21 protein-coding genes are annotated in these 22809 nt (G+C 65.8%); 12 read left to right on the forward strand and 9 right to left on the reverse strand.

The genetic code is table 11. The features are described from left to right. Positions 1 to 10 precede the first annotated feature (10 nt). Both PMI04_RS20025 and PMI04_RS20030 read left to right on the forward strand, forming a co-directional pair. Positions 11 to 883: a hypothetical protein gene (locus PMI04_RS20025; RefSeq protein WP_007715308.1), complete on the forward strand. Its 873-nt coding sequence runs from the start codon at positions 11 to 13 to the stop codon at positions 881 to 883. Between the two features lie 111 nt (positions 884 to 994). After that, a complete protein-coding gene (locus tag PMI04_RS20030; RefSeq protein WP_037487506.1) occupies positions 995 to 1744 on the forward strand; it encodes an alpha/beta fold hydrolase in 750 nt (249 codons plus the stop codon). Positions 1745 to 2606: 862 nt separating this feature from the next. Here PMI04_RS20030 and gltX read toward each other — a convergent pair. Beyond that, on the reverse strand, positions 2607 to 3935 hold the full coding sequence (gene gltX / locus PMI04_RS20035) for a glutamate--tRNA ligase (protein ID WP_007711885.1): 1329 nt from the start codon (positions 3933 to 3935) through the stop codon (positions 2607 to 2609). Positions 3936 to 4117: 182 nt separating this feature from the next. Next, positions 4118 to 5779, reverse strand: coding sequence for an NAD+ synthase (locus PMI04_RS20040; RefSeq protein ID WP_007711883.1), 1662 nt, complete (start codon positions 5777 to 5779; stop codon positions 4118 to 4120). A gap of 222 nt (positions 5780 to 6001) precedes the next feature. Between PMI04_RS20040 and PMI04_RS20045 the strand changes: the two genes are divergently transcribed. Beyond that, positions 6002 to 6937, forward strand: a complete 936-nt coding sequence (locus tag PMI04_RS20045; protein WP_007711880.1) for a ribose-phosphate pyrophosphokinase — start codon at positions 6002 to 6004, stop codon at positions 6935 to 6937. A gap of 101 nt (positions 6938 to 7038) precedes the next feature. Here PMI04_RS20045 and PMI04_RS20050 read toward each other — a convergent pair whose 3' ends face one another. Together PMI04_RS20050 and PMI04_RS20055 are read right to left on the reverse strand one after the other, a co-directional pair. Continuing rightward, the gene (locus PMI04_RS20050; RefSeq protein WP_007711879.1) at positions 7039 to 7275 is read right to left on the reverse strand and encodes a hypothetical protein; all 237 of its coding nucleotides are present in this window, start codon (positions 7273 to 7275) and stop codon (positions 7039 to 7041) included. 49 nt (positions 7276 to 7324) lie between these two features. Next, positions 7325 to 7765, reverse strand: a complete 441-nt coding sequence (locus tag PMI04_RS20055; protein ID WP_007711878.1) for a VOC family protein — start codon at positions 7763 to 7765, stop codon at positions 7325 to 7327. A 73-nt stretch (positions 7766 to 7838) separates the two neighbouring features. Here PMI04_RS20055 and PMI04_RS20060 point away from each other — a divergent pair, with 73 nt between their 5' ends. Continuing rightward, positions 7839 to 8666, forward strand: a complete 828-nt coding sequence (locus PMI04_RS20060) for an inositol monophosphatase family protein (RefSeq protein ID WP_007711877.1) — start codon at positions 7839 to 7841, stop codon at positions 8664 to 8666. Between the two features lie 566 nt (positions 8667 to 9232). Here PMI04_RS20060 and PMI04_RS20065 read toward each other — a convergent pair. From PMI04_RS20065 to PMI04_RS20075, 3 genes are all read right to left on the reverse strand, one after another. Continuing rightward, positions 9233 to 9769, reverse strand: coding sequence for an O-acetyl-ADP-ribose deacetylase (locus tag PMI04_RS20065; RefSeq protein ID WP_007711876.1), 537 nt, complete (start codon positions 9767 to 9769; stop codon positions 9233 to 9235). Positions 9770 to 9773: 4 nt separating this feature from the next. After that, a complete protein-coding gene (locus tag PMI04_RS20070; RefSeq protein ID WP_007711875.1) occupies positions 9774 to 10187 on the reverse strand; it encodes a VOC family protein in 414 nt (137 codons plus the stop codon). Positions 10188 to 10256: 69 nt separating this feature from the next. Continuing rightward, a complete protein-coding gene (locus PMI04_RS20075) occupies positions 10257 to 12419 on the reverse strand; it encodes an AsmA family protein (protein ID WP_007711874.1) in 2163 nt (720 codons plus the stop codon). A gap of 159 nt (positions 12420 to 12578) precedes the next feature. Here PMI04_RS20075 and rpmI point away from each other — a divergent pair, with 159 nt between their 5' ends. The 6 genes from rpmI to PMI04_RS20105 all read left to right on the forward strand — a co-directional run bounded on the left by rpmI (position 12579) and on the right by PMI04_RS20105 (position 18268). Continuing rightward, positions 12579 to 12782: a 50S ribosomal protein L35 gene (gene rpmI, locus PMI04_RS20080; RefSeq protein WP_007711873.1), complete on the forward strand. Its 204-nt coding sequence runs from the start codon at positions 12579 to 12581 to the stop codon at positions 12780 to 12782. Positions 12783 to 12795: 13 nt separating this feature from the next. Further along, positions 12796 to 13158 carry a 50S ribosomal protein L20 gene (gene rplT / locus PMI04_RS20085; protein ID WP_007711871.1) on the forward strand — a complete coding sequence of 121 codons (363 nt, stop codon included), beginning with the start codon at positions 12796 to 12798 and terminating at the stop codon, positions 13156 to 13158. Between the two features lie 190 nt (positions 13159 to 13348). Then, positions 13349 to 13969, forward strand: a complete 621-nt coding sequence (locus PMI04_RS20090; RefSeq protein WP_007711867.1) for a LysE family translocator — start codon at positions 13349 to 13351, stop codon at positions 13967 to 13969. 71 nt (positions 13970 to 14040) lie between these two features. Then, positions 14041 to 15132 carry a phenylalanine--tRNA ligase subunit alpha gene (gene pheS / locus PMI04_RS20095; RefSeq protein ID WP_007711866.1) on the forward strand — a complete coding sequence of 364 codons (1092 nt, stop codon included), beginning with the start codon at positions 14041 to 14043 and terminating at the stop codon, positions 15130 to 15132. Next, on the forward strand, positions 15129 to 17546 hold the full coding sequence (gene pheT, locus PMI04_RS20100; RefSeq protein WP_007711864.1) for a phenylalanine--tRNA ligase subunit beta: 2418 nt from the start codon (positions 15129 to 15131) through the stop codon (positions 17544 to 17546). The genes pheS and pheT overlap by 4 nt, the downstream gene beginning before the upstream one ends. Positions 17547 to 17563: 17 nt before the next feature. Beyond that, the gene (locus tag PMI04_RS20105; RefSeq protein ID WP_007711862.1) at positions 17564 to 18268 is read left to right on the forward strand and encodes a DUF4386 domain-containing protein; all 705 of its coding nucleotides are present in this window, start codon (positions 17564 to 17566) and stop codon (positions 18266 to 18268) included. Here PMI04_RS20105 and PMI04_RS20110 read toward each other — a convergent pair. Continuing rightward, positions 18258 to 18743 (reverse strand): hypothetical protein, encoded by a 486-nt coding sequence (locus PMI04_RS20110; protein WP_007711859.1) that lies wholly within the window; start codon positions 18741 to 18743, stop codon positions 18258 to 18260. The genes PMI04_RS20105 and PMI04_RS20110 overlap by 11 nt on opposite strands. Before the next feature lie 125 nt (positions 18744 to 18868). Between PMI04_RS20110 and PMI04_RS20115 the strand changes: the two genes are divergently transcribed. Beyond that, the gene (locus PMI04_RS20115; RefSeq protein WP_007711856.1) at positions 18869 to 19762 is read left to right on the forward strand and encodes an aldose 1-epimerase family protein; all 894 of its coding nucleotides are present in this window, start codon (positions 18869 to 18871) and stop codon (positions 19760 to 19762) included. A 44-nt stretch (positions 19763 to 19806) separates the two neighbouring features. After that, complete coding sequence (locus PMI04_RS20120; RefSeq protein WP_007711854.1) at positions 19807 to 21384, forward strand: peptide chain release factor 3; 1578 nt, start codon at positions 19807 to 19809, stop codon at positions 21382 to 21384. A gap of 103 nt (positions 21385 to 21487) precedes the next feature. Here PMI04_RS20120 and PMI04_RS20125 read toward each other — a convergent pair whose 3' ends face one another. Then, entirely contained in the window at positions 21488 to 22738 is a 1251-nt protein-coding gene (locus tag PMI04_RS20125; protein WP_007711849.1) for an MFS transporter, read from the reverse strand. Positions 22739 to 22809: the final 71 nt, after the last annotated feature.

Consider the following 22809-nt stretch of genomic DNA (forward strand, 5'->3'; position numbering starts at 1 on the left):
GAGGCCATGGATGACCGAGCAGGAGAGCGTTGAGATCAGAGTGGAGGCCCCGCCGCCGGCGCGCCGGCGCAGCCCCTGGCCGATGCTGGCCTTGCTGTTGTTCGCCTTCCTGATCGGCGCCGTCGTCGCGCTGTGGGCGATGCCGCAGATCGAACGCCGTTGGGGCAGCGACAAGGCCGCGACGCCGGCGCTGCCGGCGCCACTGTTGGGAAGCGACGCCATACCGGCCGGCCGGCCGCTGACCGCCGATGCGGCGCAGATGCTCGATTCGCGGGTGATCCAGCTGGAAGAGCGGCTCAACCGCATCACCGTCGAGGCACAGGCCGCGTCGGGCAATGCCGCCCGCGCCGAAGGGCTGCTGGTCGCCTTTGCCGCGCGCCGCGCCCTCGATACCGGCGCGCCGCTCGGCTATATCGAGGGGCAGTTGCGGCTGCGCTTCGGCCAGGCCCAGCCCCGCGCCGTCGCCACCATCATCAACGCCGCGCGCGAGCCGGTGACGCTGGCCGACCTGCGCGCCGGCCTGGTCGATGTCGCCGACCGCGTCACGTCGCCGCCGGCCGATGCGAGCTGGTGGGACAGTTTCGAGCATGAGGCCCGCGAGCTGATCATCATCCGCAAATCCTCCACCCCCTCGCCCCGGCCGCAAATGGCGATGCAGCGGGCGCTGCGCTATATCGACGCCAGCCGCGTCGGCGCGGCGCTGGCCGAGGTGGAGCGCATGCCCGATCGCGCGGCGGCCGATCGCTGGATGCAATATGCCCGCCGCTATCTGGAGGCGCGCCGGGCGCTCGACCTGATCGAGACGGCCGCGATATTGGAGCCGCGCCAGCTGCGCACGACCGAGGGCGCCAGCGTCGCGCAAACCTCTCCCCTCGCCCCCTGATCCGCTTTTCCTGAGACGGACCGTTCATCGCTTGCGATGAAACCCATGGACGCACCCAGCGTTTGTCACGAGAATGTCACCTTTTCCGCCCGGTTCAGGACAGAGTCTCTCGTGCCACCCTATGCCGATGCCATTGCCAGCTTCTGGAAGGGCCGCCTTGCCAGCGGTCCGCGCGCGTCCGCGCGCCCGTCGCTGTCGCATCTGCTGGGCAATGCGTCTGTGCCGTTCGATATCAACCGCACCAGGGCGCAGGCCGAGCAACTGAGCCGCGCGATTCGCGGTGACGGGCGACATATATTGCTGGTGCCGGGGCTGATGGCGTCGGAACATCGCATGGAGCCGCTGCGCGCGATCCTCAACGCGGCGGGCTATCAGGCGCATGGCTGGGACATGGGCCGCAATTTCGGACCACGCGCCGACACGCTGGAAAAGATCGACGCCCGCGTCGACGCGATCCGGCGCACATGCGGCAAGCCGGTGACGCTGGTCGGCTGGAGCCTGGGCGGCCTTTATGCGCGCGAATATGCCAAGTTCGCGCAGTCCAAGGTCGGCGGCGTGGTGACGATGGGCACGCCCTTTTCCGGCGACCCGCGCGCCAACCATGCCTGGCGCCTCTATCAGCTGGTGTCGGGCTTCCCCGTCGACACACCCCCCTTCCCCTGCACCCGCGAGGAAAAGCCGCCGGTGCCGACCGTAGCGCTCTGGTCGCAGCGCGACGGCGTGATCCTGCCCGAATGCGCGCGAGGCCGCGCCGGCGAGCGCGACCGCGCGATCGAGGTCGATTGCACGCACATGGGCTTCGCCGCAGCGCCGGAGGGGATCTTGGCCGTCGGCAAGGCGCTGGAGATGATGGCCGCCTGATCGGTTGGCGCTGCTTTCAGGGTCACGGGTTCGACCGACAGGGTCACACCACCAAAGTTCACACCGTTGATGGCGACGCATTTCCGCGCTTTCGGGCCGGAATTGCCACAGCAACGCGCGCCCGACGCGCCATTCACTCGCCTGTTGGATCATGATGACGCGCCGCCCACGCGCCGGTGACGCCTCACTTGGGTCACGGTGAAAGATACCGTTCACGGGCGGGTGGTGGCGAAGGGCAGGCTGCTCCATCCATGAGGATAAATCAGCAAAAATCCTACATTGAAAGCCAATAGGTGCGGCGGCGTGCGCGGGGATGGCCGCCTGCGCGGCAAATGCGAAAGCATATGGGTGACGGCGGTGCGGATTGCCGCCCCTCCGCGTTCTCCGCGCCTCCGCGTGGTTATTTTTCGCGCGGAGACGCGAAGACGCGGAGGGAAAAGGACCGGCTGCCTTCAGGAGATTTCGTCATGCCAGCGCAGGCTGGTATCTCAGGCAGCCGCACGCTAGGCGGACGGATAGCGCAAGGCGGCTGACCTCCTTCTGTTGCTGCCTGAGACCCCAGCCTTCGCTGGGGTGACGGAGTTGGGTGGGAACAAGACATTCCCCCCCGGTACGGGGAGGTGGCAGCGCGAAGCGCTGACGGAGGGGCAGGTGCCTATAAGCGCTGCGCTATTGGGCCAGTGCCCCTCTACCATTTGCTATGCAAATGGTCCCCCTCCCCGTCCCGGGGAGGAATGCCTGCTTCTGGTCGTTAGCCGTCAAAGCCGGACATCGTCATTGCGAGCGTAGCGAAGCAATCCACCGGCGCGAGATGGATTGCTTCGCTACGCTCGCAATGACGGGAGATGGTCGATACCGGCCTTCAGGCGCTGAGGCGCCTCAGCGCCTCTTCCTGGCCGATTAGCGGCAGGAGCTGGCCCATGTCGGGGCCGTGGTCCAGGCCGGTGAGGGCGCGGCGCAGGGGTTGAAACAGGGTCTTGCCCTTGCGGCCGGCTTCTTCCTTCAGCGCATTGGTGAGCGTGCGCCAGATGTCGGCGTCGAAGGGGACGGCGGACAGGATGCGGTGGGCGGCGGCGAGGAAATCGCGGTCTTCATCGGCCACTTCCGGCGCGTCAATCGGGCCGGTGACGATCTGCCACCAGGCGGCGGCGCCCGCCACCGTCTCCAGATTGGGGCGGATCGCGGCCCAGGCGGCGGCGTCCATGCCGGCGGGCAGGCGGTCGGCGACCTCCTCATAGGGCAGGGCGTGGACGATCTTCTGGTTGAGGCTGGCCAGTTCGGCTTCGTCGAAGCGGGCGGGGGCGCGCCCGAAATGGGCGAAGTCGAACGTCTCGATCAGCGGCGCACGGTCGGCGAAGGGCTCGATCGGCTGCGAGCTGCCGAGGCGGGCGAGCAGCGATGCGATCGCGGCCGGCTCCAGCCCGATCTCGCGGAAATGGGCGACGCCGAGCGATCCCAGCCGCTTCGACAGCTTGCCCTCGCTGCCGGTCAGCAGCGCCTCATGCGCAAAGGCGGGCAGCGCCGCGCCGAGCGCGGTGAACATCTGGATCTGGGTCGCGGTGTTGGAGACATGATCCTCGCCGCGCAGCACATGGGTGACGCCCATGTCGACATCGTCGATGACCGAGGGGAGCATGTAGAGCCAGCTGCCGTCGGCGCGGCGGATCACCGGGTCGGACAGCAATCTGGGGTCGAAGCGCTGCTCGCCACGAATGAGGTCGGTCCAGACGATCGGCTGGTCATGGTCGAGCTTGAAGCGCCAATGGGGCGGGCGCCCTTCGGCTTCATGGGCGGCGATCTGGTCCGGGGTGAGCGACAGGGCAGCACGGTCATAGACCGGCGGCAGGCCGCGGCCCAGCAGCACCTTGCGGCGCAGTTCCAGCTCCTGCTGGGTTTCATAGGCGGGGTAGACATGGCCCGAGGCCTTCAATGCCGCAAACCGCGCTTCATAGAGGGCGAAGCGTTCCGACTGTTTTTCCTCGCCGTCCCAGTCGAGGCCGAGCCACTTCAGATCGGCCTTGATCGATTCCGCATATTCTGGGCGCGACCGCTCCAGATCGGTGTCGTCGAGGCGCAGCAGGAATTGGCCGCCGGATTTGCGCGCCCACAGCCAGTTGTGGAGCGCGGCGCGGATATTGCCGACATGGAGATGGCCGGTCGGCGACGGGGCGAAGCGGGTGATGACGGTCATAAATCCAACCCGTTCGTGCTGAGTGGGGCTGAGCCTGCCGAAGCCCCGTATCGAAGCATCCTTCGATACGTTGAGCAGGTCGGATTGTCCCCCGGAAAATCCTGAACCATCCGGGGGATGGTTCACCTGCTCAATTCGACTTCGCTCAATGGCTACTCAGGACGAACGGCCTTTTCCATTGGTTAAACGCTGCGGAAGGCGTTGGTGATGGGATAGCGGCGGTCGCGGCCGAAATTGCGGATGCCGAGCTTCACGCCGGGCGGCGCCTGGCGGCGCTTATATTCGGCGATGTAGAGCAGATGCTCGATCCGGGTGACGACCGCCTTGTCGAAGCCGCGCTCGACGAGCTGGGCCACCGACAATTCCTCCTCCACCAGGCCATAGAGGATCGGATCCAGCACCTCATAGGGCGGCAGGCTGTCCTCATCCTTCTGATTGTCGCGCAGTTCGGCGCTGGGCGGCTTGGTGATGACGCGTTCGGGCATGACGGGGCCGGCCGGGCCGAAGCCTTCGCCGAGCGAGGGCATATTGTCGTTGCGCCAGCGGCAGAGGTCGAACACGGTGGTCTTGTAGGCGTCCTTCAGCACCGAATAGCCGCCCGCCATGTCGCCATAGATGGTGGCATAGCCGACCGACATCTCGCTCTTGTTGCCGGTGGTCAGCAGCATATGACCGAACTTGTTGGAAAGGGCCATCAGGGTGAGGCCGCGAATGCGCGACTGGATATTTTCTTCGGTGAGGTCGCGCGCCTTGCCCTCGAACACCGGCGCCAGCATCGTGTCGAAGGCGGCAACCGCCGGTTCGATGGGAATGGTGTCGTAGCGGACGCCGAGCAGGCGGGCACATTCGACCGCGTCATCCAGGCTTTCCTGGCTGGTGAAGCGCGAGGGCATCATCACACACCAGACCCGGTCGGCGCCCAGCGCATCGACCGCGACGGCGGCGGACAAAGCGGAATCGATGCCGCCCGACAGGCCGAGGACGACGCCGGGGAAGCGGTTGCGGTTCACATAGTCGCGCAGGCCCAGCACCATCGCATTGTAGATGTCGGCCGGGCGCGGATCTAGCTCATGCTTGTCGCCGGGCAGGCAGACCCACTGGCCGTCCCATTTCTCCCATTGGGTCAGCACCAGCGCCTCTTCCCAATCGGGCAATTGCTGCGCCAGGCTGAGGTCGCCGTTCATCACGAAGGAGGCGCCGTCGAACACCAGTTCGTCCTGCCCGCCGACGCGATTGAGATAGACGAGCGGCAGGCCGGTTTCGCGCACGCGGGTGCCGGCGACGAGGTTGAGGCGGCGATCATCCTTGTCGACCTCGAACGGGCTGCCATTGGGGCTGATCAATATTTCCGCGCCCTCGGCCCGCAGATGGGCGGTGACGAAGGGGAACCAGATATCCTCGCAGATCGGCACGCCGATCTTCACGCCGCGAAACTCGATCGGTGCGGGCAGCGGGCCGGGCGCGAACAGCCGCTTTTCGTCGAACGTGCCGTAATTGGGCAGTTCGCGCTTCTGGCGGATCGCGGTTACGGCGCCATTTTCGATCAGCGCAACGACGTTGAAGAGAACGCCCTGCGCGGCAACGACGGTGCCGACCAGCATCGCCGGGCCGCCATCGGCGCTTTCCTGCGCCAGCCGGTCGAGATGATAATTGGCCTGGTCGAGCAGCGCGGGCTTGAGCACCAGATCCTCGGGCGGATAGCCGATCAGTTGCAGTTCGGGATAGACGATCAGGTCCGCGCCCTTGGCGCGCGCGCGCCATTCCAGCATGGCGTCGGCATTGGCCCGGGGGTCGCCCATGGTCTGGGTCATCTGGGCGAGCGCGATCACGAGTTTGTCGGTCATGCTCCGCGCCCTAGAGCATTTTGCCTATTTGCGAAAATGCTCTGTTTTCCGATGCCGCATTTTCGAACCGGACGCCCGCTTCGCGCGCGTTCTGAAAATGCGGGGTGCATTTTGTCGCAGGGCGCAAAAGCGCCTTTCCACATCGGACATGCACCGCTAAAGGGGCCGCGTTTCGCGCATCGTCATCAATTCGTCACGCCAATTAGCTTGGGGGTTTTCGCCATGAAACTCATGACCGGCAATTCTAACAAGCCGCTTGCGGCTGCCATCGCCGATTATATCGAAATCCCCCTGACCGAGGCCAGCGTCCGTCGCTTCGCCGACGAAGAAGTTTTCGTGGAAATTCATGAGAATGTCCGCGGCGAAGACGTTTTCGTGATCCAGTCGACCAGCTATCCCACCAACGACAATCTGATGGAATTGCTGATCATGATCGATGCGCTCAAGCGCGCATCGGCCAAGCGAATCACCGCCGTCGTCCCCTATTTCGGCTATGCCCGCCAGGACCGTAAGCCCGGCCCGCGCACGCCGATCAGCGCCAAGCTGGTCGCCAACCTGATCACCACCGCCGGCGCCGACCGCGTCCTGTCGGTCGATCTGCATGCCGGCCAGATCCAGGGTTTCTTCGACATCCCGACCGACAATCTGTTCGGCGCGCCGGTGATGTCGGCCGATATCCAGGCCCGTTTCGGCGACAAGAATATCATGGTCGTGTCGCCCGACGTCGGCGGCGTGGTGCGCGCCCGCGCGCTCGCCAAGCGGCTCGACAACGCGCCGCTCGCCATCGTCGACAAGCGCCGCGAGCGTGCCGGCGAGTCGGAAGTGATGAACATCATCGGCGACGTGAAGGGCCGTTTCTGCATCCTGATCGACGATATCGTCGATTCGGCCGGCACGCTGTGCAACGCCGCCGCCGCGCTGAAGGCGCAGGGTGCCGAGGATGTCGTCGCCTATGTCAGCCATGGCGTGCTGTCGGGCGGCGCCGTCGCCCGCGTCGATGCGTCGGAACTGCGCGAACTGGTCATCACCGATTCGATCCAGGGCACCGATGCGGTGATCAACGCCAAGAATATCCGCCACCTGCCGATCGCCCCGCTGCTGGGCGAAGCGATCAAGCGCATTGCGGACGAAAGCTCCGTTTCCAGCCTGTTCGACTGATCAAATGCAAGGGGCTGGCTGCCGATCGGTCGCCAACCTGTGAGAGGATCACAGACCCACGCCGGCCTGGCCTCGCTCGGCCGGCGTTGTCGTATCTGGCGTCAATGCGTCGGGAACAGGATGATCGGCAGGGCGAAGACGAGCGCCAGGCCCGAGACGATGCGCTGGCCGCGCGAGACGCCCAGCGGCAGTTCGCGCCACACCATCGGGCAGGCGAGCAGGGCGAAGACGACGAGGATGTTGGACATCGCCACCGATCCGCCGATCGGCATGTCCTGCCGCAGCGCGAGGCCCGCGAACAGGCAGATGAAGCTCAAGATCCAGCCAAGCAGCGCCATTACGGCCCCCTTTCCCCTGGGAGGCTAGAACGGCACGGTTTCCAAAAGCTTAATCACCGTCTTCGGGGATCGGCACCCAGGGGTCATAGCTGCCGAAGCTCCAGACATTTCCTTCAGGGTCGAGCGCGGTATAGCCGCGCCCCGGATAGCCCGGATTGTCATGCGGCTCGTCCACCACCACCGCGCCTTCGTTGCGGGCATGGAGGCAATGGGCGTCGACATCGGGCACGACCATGTAGACGCAGGCGGTGATGCCGCCCAGGTCGCGGACCGTCGACCAGGTGTAGAGCGATTCGCCCTCCATATCCTTGACGCTGCCCAGCATCACCATGCCCTCGCCCAGGACAAGCTGGGCATGATGGATGATGCTGTTGTCGAGATCGTCGGGATAGACGGCGTGCCGCTCGAAACCGAAGGCGGCGCACAGGAAATCGATGGCGGCGGGCGCATCGGCATAGCGCAGGCACGGGATGACGGGTGAACCGGACATCTTTCCTCTCCCCTTGGGTGAATCGGGTGAGGCCAGTCTAGCGCGGCGCCCGCCAACGGGCTAGGCGGAGCAGATGACCACCCGCGATGACCTGGCCCTTGCCAACCGCCTTGCCGACGCCGCCGGCGCCGCCATCCGCCCTTTTTTCCGCGCCCGCTACGACATGGAGATCAAGGCCGACAAGTCGCCGGTGACGGAGGCCGACCGCGCCGCCGAAGCCGCGATCCGCGCGATTCTGGAGAAAGAGCGCCCGGATGACGGTATCATCGGCGAGGAATATGGATCGGTCCGCACCGATGCCGAGCGGGTGTGGATTCTCGATCCGATCGACGGCACGCGCAGCTTCATCGCCGGGCGGCCGATCTTCGGCACGCTGATCGCGCTGACGCAAGGCAGCTGGCCGACGATCGGCATCATCGACCAGCCGATCGCGCAGGAACGCTGGGCCGGGATGAGCGGCCAGCCCACCACCTTCAACGGCAAGCCGGTGCGCACCCGCGCCTGCAAGGCGCTGGAAGGCGCCGGCATCGCCACCACCAGCCCGCATCTGTTTGGCGAGGGCGACGTGCCCCATTATATGGCGCTGGTCGGCGCGGTGTCGGGCGGATCGCCGCGGCAGGGGCCGGTCTATGGCGGCGACTGCTATAATTATGGCCTGCTGGCCTCGGGCTTCCTCGACATCGTCATCGAATCCGGGCTGCAAAGCTATGACTTCGCCGCGCTGGTGCCGGTGGTCGAGGGCGCGGGCGGCCTGATGTGCGACTGGAATGGCGAGCCGCTGACCGCCGACAGCGAAGGCCATGTGCTGGCGCTGGGCGATCCGGCGCGGCTGGAGGATGTGCTGGAAGCGATCCACGGCGCGGGCGATGGGCATGACCATGGGCATCATCACGATCATTGAGGTGGTGTTGGGCGTTGCCATACGCCATTTTTGGTCATTTAAATGACATCACGTCGAGCCTGATGTCGGATAGATAGGGTCTGATAGATGTTTCGTTCCACAGCAGATGTCCCACGCGGCCCACACATAACCTATCAATGCATGATATGTGGCGGCTCCATACCATCCGCCCCGCGCGGCAACATTGGTTGCGATTGCGGCAATCTTTTTATCGACAAAGATTGCCATCGCTTTGTGGTTGAGAACCTTAGCAAGCTAGATGTCCGTGATCGCTCGCAGCCTCTGCCCAAAGGCAAAGTCCGCTAGACGTAGATCGACCAAAAGTAGCTCTAGCGGTCATTGTCACCCTGAACTTGTTTCAGGGTCCATTCCTCCCAACAGAACAATGGCTTGCTGGGCCTGATGGATGCTGAAACAAGTTCAGCATGACGTTAAGGGATGAAATCACTTAAATTCGTCATCCCAGCGAAGGCTGGGATCTCATCTCTTCTGCACTCCGAGAAGAACAGAGAGATGCCAGCCTTCGCTGGCATGACGGTAAAAAGGGTGGGCCTTCGCTTACCGCCTCACTCCCCCGCCACCGCATCCCTGACGGCCGCGTCGTAGAGGTCGCGATTGTCTTCGTCGAAGCAGACGAAGAGGATGTGGTCGAAGGCATCGGGATCGCGGCGCAGCGCTTCCGCCACGGCGCGCGCGGCGACCTTGGCGGCCTGCCCCTTGGGATAGCCATAGACGCCGGTCGAGATCGCCGGGAAGGCAACCCTGCGCAGGCCGTGGTGGCGGGCGAGCGACAGGCTGTGGCTGTAGCAGCTGGCGAGCAGGTCGCGCTCGCCCTGATTGCCGCCTTGCCAGACCGGGCCGACCGTGTGGATGACATAGCGGGCCGGCAGTCGATAGCCGCGCGTTATCCGCGCCTCCCCGGTCGGGCAGCAGCCGATGCCCCGGCATTCCGCCAGCAGATCCGGCCCGGCGGCGCGGTGGATCGCGCCATCCACGCCGCCGCCGCCGAGCAGGCTGTTATTGGCGGCGTTGACGATCGCGTCGACCGCGCAGCGGGTGATGTCGCCCGTCACCACGTCCCAGCGCGTCGTCCCGATCATCATGCCGTCAATCCTTGAGCGGCCCGCCGATCGACCAGACATGGCCGAAGGGATCGGTGAGCTGGCCGTAGCGGGCGCCCCAGAACTGGTTGTCGATCGGGAAGCGGATCGCCGCGCCGGCGGCCACCGCCCGGTCCCACCAGCGATCGGCATCGTCCACTTCCAGATGCAGCGTGACCGCCGCCGGCTTGTCCGCTGGGGCGCCGCCGCACATTTCGGGAAAATGATCGTTCAGCATCAGCCCGCCATCATTGACCGTCAGATGGGCGTGCATGATCCGCGTGCCGGCATCGTCCATATGGCGGCTCTGTTCGGTCGCACCGAAAGCAGCTGTGTAGAAGGCGATGGCGTCGGCGGCCTTGCCGTCGGCGATGGTCAGATGGGGCGTGACCCCCGGCAGGACGAACGGCGTGTCGCTCATGATCCTCTCCTTCGCGTCGACCCATGCTCCGAGTCGGCTGGGCCGCAGGATAGGCCCGGCGCACGCCGTTCAGAAGATGCCGAGGAACTTCTTGTCCTGCGCCTTCTTCTCGCCCTTGCTGCCCTTGCCGGCCTCATCCTTCGCAGTGGTGCCGCGCCCCACATCATCGCGCGCCGCCCCGCCCCGCGTGCGCTGGGCGGCGGCATCGGCGCCCGCCAGCACCGGGCCGCAGGCTGCCGCCTTGGCATCGCCGACATCGACAAAGGCGAGCGTCGCGGCGATCGGCGTCGCGACAATGCCCAGCGCCGCCGCCGCACCGCCGCGCGCGATCAGGTCCGGGCTGATGACGTTGATCGACGGCCGGGCGAAATAGCCGCCAATGCCGACCGGCGACTGGCCGGAGAAGAGGCTGATCTTCTTGCCGTCGGCGCGGAAAGCCAGGTCCAGGCTCTCATTCCTAAACGAGAAGCCGCCCCGGCCGACCATCACATTCTTGCGCGTGTCGATCAGGATCGGGTCGGCCGCCGCCACGCCGTTGCGCACGGTGAAGGCAATGAGGCCGCAATTGATCTGCACCGGATCCTTCAGCTTCTGCTCGAACATCTTGGTGATGAAGGTGCCGACATCGATTTCCGACAGCTGGACATTGCGCGCCCACATGCTGCCCGCCGGCAGGATGACGGCGATGCGGCCATTGGCGGTGCTGAGCGAGTCATGCACGGTATCGCCCAGGCCCGTCATCTGCATCCGCGCCTTGACCATACCGGTGGTGCCCGATTGCTCCACGCCCCAGCGGGCGAGCAGCGTGCCCATCGGCGTGGGTGCCAGGCGGACGTCATAGGTCGTGCGCACTGGCTGGTTGCGGGCGTTGATCTCTATGTCCGACGCGACATGGCCGCCCGCCATGTCGAAGGTCAAAGGCGACAGGGTGAGCAGGCTATGGTCAAGCTTCACCGTCATAGCGGCGTTGGCGATCGGCACATTGGGCGCGCGGATCGTCTTCACGCTGTAGCGGACATTGGCGTCGAAATTGCGGATCGCCTCGATCCGCAGCGGCGCGTCGGGCAGCAGCCGGGGCGTGCCCTGCACCGTCGTGATCGCGCCCGCCCCACCCTGCGCATCCAGAATTTGCGGATCATAGCCGATGAAGGGGCCGACATCGATGATGTCGAGCCGCTGCGTCGCCAGATCGGCGTCGAGCAGCAGGCGGTTGTTCGGCAGCGACACGGTGAAGCGGCCGGCAAGGTCGGAAGCGCCGAACCGGCCCTTGAGATGCGTGAAGCGCCACTCCTCACCCGCCTTGGTCAGGGCCGAGGTGAAGCGATAATGGCGGGTGCCGGGAATGGCGACGCCGAGGAAATCGAACAAATGGCTGAGATTGGAGCCCTGTGCCACGACGCGCAGGTCGCTGCCCTCCAGCTCGGTCGCACCGGGCAGCGTGCCGGCGACCTCCAGCACGGTCGCGCCCGCCTGTGCCCGCAGCGCCAGGCTGTTCTTGCCGCCAGTGACGGTGGCGTTGGGCGACAGCAGCCCGCCCTTGAGGGTGAAGGGCTTGCCACGCATCGTGCCGGTGCCGGACAGGCGGACATCGCTGGCAAAACGAGTGTCCTGCGCCTTCACCGTCTCGAATCCGATATCGGTCGACAGCATCAGCACCGGATCGCGATAGCGCATGGTCGTGCCAGCGAGCAGCGCGCGGCGGACGAGCGGCATGTTCATCGGCTCGCCCTTTTGGTCGGGGTCGCCCAGCGTCCATGTATTATGCTGCCGGTCACGCGACCATTCGAGGTCCACGGCGGCACCCCGTAGCTCCAGCCAGGGGACGCGATATCTGCTGCCGAAGATCAGGCTCAAGGGCGCGATCCGCGCGTCGATCAGGTCGGCGCGAAACAGGTCGGGCCGGCTGGCCCAGGGCAGGTTGGCGATCCGCATCCCCTCCGCCCGGAACTTGATCGCGATCGGCGCGAAATAGAGCTGAAAGTCGCCGCCGACCGCTACCTGCCGCTCCAGCCGGGCGGACAGGATGCGCTCGAACGGCCCTTTCAGGAAGCGCCCCTTGGTGATGAACAGGATCAGCCAGATGGCGAAGAGGATGCCGACTATCCACAGGATGATCCGCACCGGCAGCGGCAGGGCGCGCCAGCGGTCGCGCGCCCGGCCCAGATGCGCGCCCGCGCCGCTCGGCGAAGCGGGCTTGGACGCACTATGCGGCACAGGTTCGACATCGGCCATGGCGGGGTCAACGCGGGCGCGCCGCTTTTGGGTCCGAATCGCTTGCTTTTGCGGACGCGGCCGACTATGGGCCGCCGTTCGCGATATTCAGTGAGACCGCCCGGCTAACTAGGGCTGCCGTGGCTGTCTGTAATCGTCGCGCCAGACAAGGAGACGAAAATGCCCAAGATGAAGACCAAGAGCGGTGTGAAGAAGCGCTTCAAGTTCACCGCGACCGGCAAGGTCAAGCACGGCGTCGCTGGCAAGCGTCACCGCCTGATCAGCCACAACGCCAAGTATATCCGCCAGAACCGTGGCACTTCCGTGCTGTCCGATGCCGACGTGGCTCACGTCCGCCTCTGGGCACCCTACGGCCTGAAGTAAGGAGTAGAGGACAATGGCACGCGTAAAACGTGGTGTAACCACCAAGGCGAAGCATAAGCGGATTTTGGATCAGGCGAAGGGCTATTATGGCCGTCGCAAGAATACGATCCGTATCGCTCGCCAGGCTGTCGAAAAGGCCGGCCAGTACGCTTATCGCGACCGCAAGGTCAAGAAGCGCACTTTCCGTGGCCTGTGGATCCAGCGCATCAACGCGGGTGTCCGCGCTGAAGGCCTGACCTATTCGCAGTTCATGCACGGCCTGAAGCTGGCCGGCGTCGAGCTGGACCGCAAGGTCCTGGCCGACATCGCGATGCACGAAGGCGAGGCGTTCAGCGCCATCATCGCCCAGGCCAAGGCTGCGCTGCCCGCAGCCTGAAGCTGATCGATCGCAAGATCGTCAAAAAGGGCGCCGGGGCAGATGCCTTCGGCGCCCTTTTTGTTTTTCCGGTTTTGTCCCGTCCGCCCTCAGCGAAGTCGAAGTGCCTTCGCTGCGCTCTGGCGGGGGCTTCGACAGGCTCAGCCCGAACGGATTTTAGGGGACAGCCTGACATTTTAGGACCCATCCCATGTCGCTGCATCTCTGGTGGTTATATGTCACGGCGGTCTTCCTGATTTCGGCCACGCCCGGCCCCAACATGCTGCATGTGATGACGCAGAGCATCGCCCATGGCCCGCGCAAGGCGCTGGTGACGATGGCGGGGCTGATGAGCGCCGTGCTGCTGTGCCTGATCGCGTCCGCGCTGGGCCTGGGCGCACTGCTGAAAGCCTCGCCACGCCTGTTCGACATATTGCGCTATGCCGGCGTCGCCTATCTCATCTGGCTGGGGATCAAGGCCTGGCGCGCACCGGTCGGCCATGCCGAGGGCGGCGATGCCGGCCCGGTCCGCTCGGCCCGTGCGCTGTATGCGACCGGCCTGCTGACGGGGCTTTCCAACCCCAAGCTCATCATCTTCGCCGCCGCGCTGTTCCCCCAGTTCATCGACCTGGCCCGCCCCTTCTGGCTGCAGCTGGCGATCCTGATCGTCAGCTTCGTGGTGATCGAGAGCTTCTGGTATTGCGTCTATGCGCTGGGCGGCCTGCGCCTCGCCCGCTGGCTGGCCCCCGCCAACCGGCAGAAGCTGTTCAACCGCGGGACCGGCCTGATGTTCATCGGCTTTGGCGGCGCGCTGCTGGGCGCGCGCGCCTAACCCTTTCCTTGATCGACATGCCCCGCTAAGGCCGCGGGCATGTTTCCGCCACCACAGGCTCTGGAAGAAGAATGACCGAAATTAGCGCATTGAAAGCCGGCCTGATCGCCGACATCGAGGCTGCCGACACGCTGGACGCGCTGGAAGGACTGCGCGTGGGCGCGCTGGGCAAGAATGGGGTCGTCACCGGCCTGCTCAAGACGCTGGGCGGCATGTCGCCCGAGGAGCGTCTGGAGAAAGGCCCCCCGATCCAGGATCTGCGCGAAAGCGTGACCGCCGCGATCGCCGACCGCAAGGCCGCGCTGGAGCAGGCCGCGCTCGACGCCCGCCTCGCCTCGGAAAAGGTCGACATGACCCTGCCGGCCGATCTGGGGCCGCAGGGCAGCGTTCATGCAGTAAGCCAGGTGATGGACGAGCTGGCGGAAATCTTCGCCGACCTGGGCTTCTCGGTCGCGACCGGTCCGGAGATCGAGGACGACTGGTATAATTTCACTGCGCTCAACATCCCTGAGACGCACCCGGCCCGCGCGATGCACGACACCTTCTACTTCCCCGACGAGGAAGGGCAGAAGAAGATGCTGCTGCGCACCCACACCTCGCCGGTGCAGATCCGCACGATGATGACGCAGGAGCCGCCGATCCGCATCATCGCGCCCGGCCGCGTCTATCGCAGCGACTCCGACGCGACCCACACGCCCATGTTCCACCAGATCGAGGGTCTGGTGATCGACAAGGGCATCACGCTCGGTCACCTGAAATGGACGCTGGAAACCTTCCTCAAGGCCTTCTTCGAGCGCGAGGATATCGTCCTGCGCCTGCGCCCGAGCTATTTCCCCTTCACCGAACCGTCGGTGGAAGTCGATGTCGGCTATACCCTGACCAATGGCCAGCGCGTCATTGGCGGCGACGGCGATGCGCCCGGTGGCGGCTGGCTGGAAGTGCTGGGCAGCGGTATGGTCAACCGCCGCGTGATCGAGGCCTGCGGCCTTGATCCCGACGAATGGCAGGGCTTTGCCTTCGGTACCGGCGTCGATCGCCTCGCCATGCTGAAATATGGCATGAACGACCTGCGCGCCTTCTTCGACGGCGACCTGCGCTGGCTCAAACATTATGGTTTTTCGGCGCTCGACGTGCCCACGCTGTCGGGAGGAGTCGGCGCATGAAGTTCACCCTGTCCTGGCTCAAGACCCATCTCAACACCGATGCCGATCTGGCCACCATCCTCAAGACGCTGAACGCCATCGGGCTGGAGGTCGAGGATGTGGAAAACCCGGCCGAGAAGCTGGGCGCGTTCAAGATCGCCAAGATCCTGACCGCCGAGCGTCACCCGCAGGCCGACAAGCTGCAGGTGCTGAGCGTCGACCATGGCGACGGTACCCCGCTGCAGGTCGTGTGCGGCGCCCCCAATGCCCGCGCCGGCCTGATCGGCGTGTTCGGCATCGAGGGCGCAGTGGTGCCGGTCAACGGCATGGTGCTCAAGAAGACCGCCATTCGCGGCGTCGAATCCAACGGCATGATGTGCTCCACCCGCGAGTTGGAGTTGGGTGACGATCATGACGGCATCATCGAACTGGCCGCCGACGCGCCGGTCGGTGAAGTCTATGCGAACTGGGCGGGCCTCAACGACCCCGTCATCGACGTGTCGATCACGCCGAACCGTCAGGACTGCATGGGCGTGCGCGGCATCGCCCGCGATCTGGCGGCGGCGGGCCTCGGCACGCTCAACGCCATCATCGTGCCGGAGATTGCCGGCGTCGGCCCCGGCCCCGACGTGCGTACCGACGATGTCGATGGCTGCCCGGCCTTCTTCGCCCGATCGGTCAAGGGCGTGACCAATGGTGCCTCGCCCGAATGGATGGCGCGCAGGCTCAAGGCGATCGGCCAGAAGCCGATCAGCGCGCTGGTGGACATCACCAACTACATCATGATCGACCTCGGCCGGCCGCTGCATGTCTATGACATGGCGACGCTCAAGGGCGGGCTGGTCGCGAGGCTGGGCAAGGCCGGCGAGCAGGTACTGGCGCTCAATGGCAAGACCTATGCCATTGACGAGACGATGACCGTCATCGCCGACGACGAAGCCGTGCACGATATCGGCGGCATCATGGGCGGCGAACATTCGGGCGCGCAGGACGGCACGACCGACGTGCTGATCGAATGCGCCTATTTCACGCCCGAACGGATCGCGGTGACCGGCCAGAAGCTGGCGCTGACCTCAGATGCGCGTGGCCGGTTCGAGCGCGGCGTCGATCCCGCCTTCCTGGACGATGGCCTGTCGATCGCCACCAGCCTGGTCATGACCCTGTGCGGTGGCACAGCATCGGAAGCGACCCGCGCCGGCACCCCGCCCGCCACGCCCAAGATGGTCGCCTATGCGCCCGACCAGTGCCTGGCGCTGGCCGGCGTCGACGTGCCGCAGGATGTGCAGAAGCGCATCCTGGAAAGCCTGGGCTTCGGCGTCAGCGGCGAAGCCGCCAGCATCGAATATCAGGATGGCGTGCCGGTGAGCGTGCCGGGCCATTGGACGATCAGCGTGCCGACCTGGCGCCGTGACGTCGACGGCTGGCCCGACATTGTCGAGGAAGTGGTGCGCATCGTCGGCCTGGACCATGTGCCGTCCACCCCGCTGCCGCGCGTGCCGGGCGTTGCCCGCCCGACCGCCACGGCCGAGCAGCTGGTCGAGCGCCGCGTGCGCCGCACCGCCGCCGCCCGGGGCCTGGCCGAAGCGATCAACTGGTCCTTCATTTCCGAGAAGGAAGCCGCGAGCGTTGGCGGTGGCGACTGGACGCTGGCCAATCCAATCTCCGAAGATCTGAAGGTCATGCGCCCCTCGCTGCTGCCCGGCCTGCTGTCGGCGACCAAGCGCAATGTCGATCGCAGCGCGACGTCGATCCGGCTGTTTGAGCTCGGCCGGCGCTATTTCAAGCAGGGCGAGCGCGCCACCGTCGGCTTCGTGCTGGCCGGCGAGAAGACGGCGCGCAGCTGGCAGAGCGGCAAGGCCCAACCCTTCGACGCATTCGATGCCAAGGGCGAAGTGATCGCGCTGCTGGCGGCGGCCGGCGCGCCGGTCGGCAATCTGCAGAGCATGGGCGAGGCATCGGCGGCCTATCATCCGGGCCAGTCGGGCACGCTGCGCCTCGGCCCCAAGGTGGTGCTGGCCGAATATGGCGTGCTGCATCCGAGCCTTGCCAAGCAGTTCGGCCTGTCCGGCACCGTGGTCGCGGGCGAAATCTTCCTCGATGCGATTCCGGCCAAGCGCAAGAGCGGCTTCATGCGCGCGCCCTATGCGCCGCCGGCGCTGCAGGCGGTGAAGCGCGACTTCGCCTTCCTGGTGCCGGAGGCGGTCGAGGCCGATGCGCTGGTGCGCGCGGTCAAGGGCACGGACAAGAAGGCGATCGTCGAGGCGCGCCTGTTCGACGTCTTCACCGGCCCCGGCGTGGATGAAGGGCACAAGTCGCTGGCGGTGGAGATCACGCTGCAGCCGGGCGAAAAGAGCTTCGCCCAGGAAGAGCTGGACGCGATCAGCGCCGCCGTGGTCAAGGCCGCCCAGAAGCTGGGCGCGAGCCTGCGCGGCTAAAGCAGGAAAGGCTGGCGATGGACGGGAAGGCTGAACGACTTCAGGCCCGCCTCGCCGGCCTCTTCTACATCGGCACCATTGGCTGCGGCATGTTTGCCGAGGCGGTGGTGCGCGCGGCCCTGATCGTGCCCGGCAGCGGGCGCGAGACGGCGCGCAACATTGCCGACTATCCCTGGCTCTACCGCGCCGGCGGGGCGAGCGATGTTGGCATGCTCTGCTGCTATCTGGCGGTCACCGCCCTGCTCTATGGCCTGTTCGCGCCGACCGGGCGGGTGCTGGCCCGCATAGCCACCCTGTTCAGCCTGACCGGCATCGCCGTGCTGGCGGGCAACAGCCTGCTTCATCTGCTCCCCCTCGCACTGCTCGATGGCGCGCCGCATCCCGGCATCCCGATGGCGGAGGTGCAGTCGCTGGTGCGGATCAGCCTCAGCCTCCACAATGATCTCTATGGCATCAGCCTCATTTTCTTCGGCATCTATTGCCTGCTGATCGGCTGGCTGGCGATCCGCTCGCGGCGGTTGCCGGTGGCGGTCGGCGTGCTGCTGATGGCGGGAGGCGCGGTCCATCTGGTCGCCCGCACCCTGGCGCTGCTGTCGCCGGCGATCGGCGAGGCGATCCCCGGCCAGCTCGATTTCGTGCCTTTGCTGGGCGAAGGCGCCTTTGCCGTCTGGCTGTTGCTGTTCGGCGCGCCGCGCCCGGCGGCGCCCGATCCTATCCCGTGATCTTGCAGCCCTTTTCCACCGCCATGCCGCGCAGATAGGCGCGCCGGGCGATGCCGGCGGCGACCGCCGCGCGCAGGCGGCGTTCGGCCGGGGCCGCGCCGCTGACTTCACGGACGATGCCGCGGAAGGGGATCAGCGAATTGACCACCGCCTTGCCGACGCCTTCGGCGATCTTGCCGGTACGATCTTCATTCGCCGCTTGGCCGACGGTGAAGTCCGGGCCAAGCACGGCATTGAGTTCGCCCATCGATGCGTTGAGGCCCTTGCAGGTCTTCGAGGGCGGTGGCGCATAGGGATTTTCCACCGCCTTTTGCAGCAGCGGCGGCGTTTCGGTCTTGTCGAGACCGACGTCGCGCACCGGCTGGCTGGCAATGTCGCCCGCCTTGTCGAGCGTGTCGTCCTTCTTCTTGTCCTGTGCCAGAGCAGATGTCCCCAGCAGCAGCAACATCATGGCGGTCGATATGGCAATCTTCATCGATAGTCCTCCCGCTGGCTCAACCCGTCATGCCCTTGTCGGTTCCCCAACGTAACGATTGCGCAGCGGGCAAGACAGAGGCCTTTTGCCGCGCTATGTCGCTGGGCAAACAGGAGTGTTTCGCCATGAACGACCGCATCGCCATCGCCTCCGACGACCTGTCCGCCACCCTATCGCCGCTGGGTGCCGAACTCTGGTCGCTAACCGATGCGCAGGGCCGCGAATTGATGACCGATGCCGACCCACAATGGTGGACCGGCCATGCGCCCCTGCTCTTCCCCTTCGTCGGCCGGTCGCGCGGCGACGTCTATCGGCTGAACGATGTCGACTATCCGATGGGGCAGCATGGCTTTGCCCGGACCAGCGCCTTCACCCTGGTCCATCGCAACGCGGAAGCCGCGCTGTTCCGGCTGGAGGCGGACCGGGACAGCCGCGCCGTCTATCCGTTCGATTTCCGGCTGGACATGGGTTTCGTGCTGGAGGGGCCAAGCCTGCGCATGACGGCCACCGTCATGAACCGGGGCGAGACGGCGATGCCGTTCAGCTTCGGCTATCATCCGGCCTTCGCCTGGCCACTGCCCTATGGCGGCAGCGTCGAGGAGCACCGCATCCTGTTCGAGCAGGCCGAACCCGCGCCGATCCGCAAGGTCGGCAGCGAGCCGGGGCTGATCGCACTGGACAGCGTGCCCTCCCCGGTCGAGGGGAAGGAACTGGCGCCAACCCATGACATGTTCGCAGGCGACGCTTTGATCTGGGACGATCTCAACAGCCGGTCGCTGACCTGGGGCGTGCCCGGCCAGCCGCACCTGAAGATCGATTTCCCCGATACGCCTTGGCTCGGCCTGTGGCAGAAGCCGGGCGCCCATTATCTGTGCGTCGAACCCTGGGCCGGCATGGCCGACCCGGTTGGCTTCACCGGCGATGTCTGGGACAAGCAGGGCATCATGACCCTGCTGCCGGGCGATGCGCGCAGCTTCCGCATGGACGTGACGCTGGTTGGGGCTGACGGCGACGCCTAACGCGCGACTCGCTTTGGGCGCAAAAATCCCTATATGGGCGCCCCATGAGCATCCCATCCCGCCGCACCTTCGCGATCATTTCCCACCCGGACGCCGGTAAGACCACGCTGACCGAAAAGCTGCTGCTGGAAGGCGGCGCGATTCACCTGGCCGGCGAGGTCAAGGCGCGCGGCGCGAACCGGCGCGCGCGGTCGGACTGGATGAAGATCGAGCAGCAGCGCGGCATCTCCGTCACCTCCTCGGTCATGACGTTCGAGCGGACGCGCGATGGCGAGACCATCACCTTCAACCTGCTCGACACGCCGGGCCACGAGGATTTCAGCGAAGATACCTATCGCACCCTGACCGCGGTGGACTCGGCGGTGATGGTGATCGACGCGGCCAAGGGCATCGAGCCGCAGACGCGCAAGCTGTTCGAGGTCTGTCGCCTGCGCAACGTGCCGATCATCACCTTCGTCAACAAGGTCGACCGCGAGGGCCGCGAACTGTTCGGCCTGCTCGACGAGGTGGCGGACCAGTTGCAGCTCGACGTCTGCCCGATGAGCTGGCCGGTCGGCATGGGCGGCGAGTTCGAGGGTATCTACGACTTCGCCACCAACCGGCTGATGCAGCCCACTGGCCCGTCCAAGGAATTTGACGGCACCCGCCACCAGTTCAGCGGCCTGGATGATCCCAAGCTGGCCGATTATCTGTCGGAGCGGGGCCTGGCAAAGCTGCGCGAGGAGGCCGAGCTGGCCCAGGGCGGCTATGCCGAGTTCGACCTGGAACGCTATCGCCATGGCGACCTGACCCCGGTCTATTTCGGGTCGGCGTTGAAGCTGTTCGGCGTGACCGAGCTGATCGACGCGCTGTCGGCGCATGCGCCGCCGCCGCGCGCCCAGCCGGCCGAGCCCGCGCCGGTCGAACCCGAGGGCAGCGAAGTCACCGGCTTCATCTTCAAGGTGCAGGCCAACATGGACCCGATGCACCGCGACCGCATCGCCTTCATGCGGCTGGTGTCTGGCAAGTTCCGCCGCGGCATGAAGCTGACTCCGTCGGGCAGCGGCAAGGCGCTGGCCGTCCACTCGCCGATCCTGTTCTTCGCGCAGGACCGCGAACTGGCGGACGAGGCCTTCCCTGGCGATATCATCGGCATCCCCAATCATGGCGCGCTGCGCGTGGGCGACACGCTTAGCGAGAAGCCCGGCCTGCGCTTCACCGGCCTGCCCAATTTCGCGCCGGAAATCCTGCGCCGCGTCCAGTTGAAGGACCCGACCAAGACCAAGCAGCTGCGCAAGGCGCTGGATGACCTGTCGGAAGAGGGCGTCATCCAGGTCTTCTATCCCGAGATCGGCAGCAACTGGATCGTCGGCGTCGTCGGCCAGTTGCAGCTGGAAGTGCTGATCAGCCGGCTGGAGGCCGAATATAAGGTCGCGGCAGTGCTGGAACCCTCGCCCTTCGACACGGCGCGCTGGATCAGTGGCGACGATCAGGCGATCAAGGATCTGGTCGCCTATAATAGCGCCAACATGGCCAAGGACCGCGACGGCAATCTGGTGTTCATGGCGCGCAGCGCCTGGGACATCGGCTATCAGCAGGAGCGCCACCCCAAGGTGAAGTTCAGCGCGACCAAAGAGCGTTAAGCTGACAACGAAGTTGACAGGATGACGGCCTGTCGCACTGTTGAATTGACGGAATGACGAGGGCAGATTGCTGATCTGAAATCAGCAATCTGCCCTTATTGTTTCAGGCCGTAACCCAATCCCTGCGCAGCGCCTTGCCGGCCAGCGCCATGAACAGCCCGGCGAGCAGGTAGAAGCCGAGCGCCGCGACGATGGCGTAGCGCAGCGCTTCATGGCCATAGGTAGGCGCCAGTGCGTCGGACAGGGCGCCGACGCTCCAGCTGCCAAGGCCAAGGCCGACCAAATTGTTGATCAGCAGGAAGGTCGCCGAGGCGCTGGCCCGCATATGCGGCGGCACCAGATGCTGCACGGCGGTCAGCACCGGGCCGAGCCAGACATAGACCAGGGCCTGCGGGATCAGGAACAGGGCGAAGGCGAAGCCGACACTGGACGACAGCACCCCGACCACGAACAAGGGCATCCCGATCACATAGCTGATCGCCGGCACCCAGGCGAACCAGGCCTTGTCCCGATTACCCATGGCATCGCCCAGGAAGCCGCCGAGCAGCACGCCCGCAACCCCGCCCAGCAGCAGCAGCCCGCCCAGGAACTGGCCCGCGCCCAGCAGGTCGAGGCCGAAGCTGCGCATCAACAGGCTGGGCAGCCAGAAGGCGACGCCATAGCCGCACATCGAACTGCATGCCGCGCCCAGCGCCAGGAACCAGAAGCTGCGCTTGGCCGCGAGGATGCCGAACACGGCGCTGACGGGTACAGGCGTGCCGGCCTGCACCGGGCGGGCCGGTTCGCGCACCACGAGGCGGAAGATCGGCGCGATGATGATCCCCATGATGCCGACCGCGATGAAAGCGACACGCCATTCCACCGTCTGCGCGATATAGCCGCCCAGCAGCACGCCGCCCGCCGACCCCAGCGGAATGCCGAGCGAATAGATGGACAGGGCGCGGGCGCGCTGATGCTGCGGGAAATAGTCCGAGATGACGGCATAGGAGGGGGCGACACCGCCCGCCTCCCCCACGCCGACGCCGATGCGGAACAGGAACATCTGCATGAAATTGCCGGCTAGCCCGCACAGCGCGGTGAAGCCGCTCCATATCGCCAGACTGACGGTGATGACCCAGGTGCGGCTGGTCCGGTCGGCAAGCAACGCCAGCGGGATCGCCAGCGTCGAATAGAGCAAAGCGAAGGCGATGCCGCCCAGCGCGCCGAGCTGGGTATCGGTCAGTCGCAGCTCCGCCTTGATCGGCCCGGCCAGGATGCCCAGGATCTGCCGGTCGAGGAAGTTGAAGGTATAAACCAGCAGCAGCATCGCAAGCACGACGCCGCGATAGGCAGGGGAAGAGGTTCGGTCGGTCATGCGGGCCTGATACCAAATTTTCCGTTCGCTTCGAGCCGAGTCGAGAAGCCGGTTATGCAATGGTTCTCGAC

This window comes from Sphingobium sp. AP49, assembly GCF_000281715.2.
Lineage (GTDB): Bacteria > Pseudomonadota > Alphaproteobacteria > Sphingomonadales > Sphingomonadaceae > Sphingobium.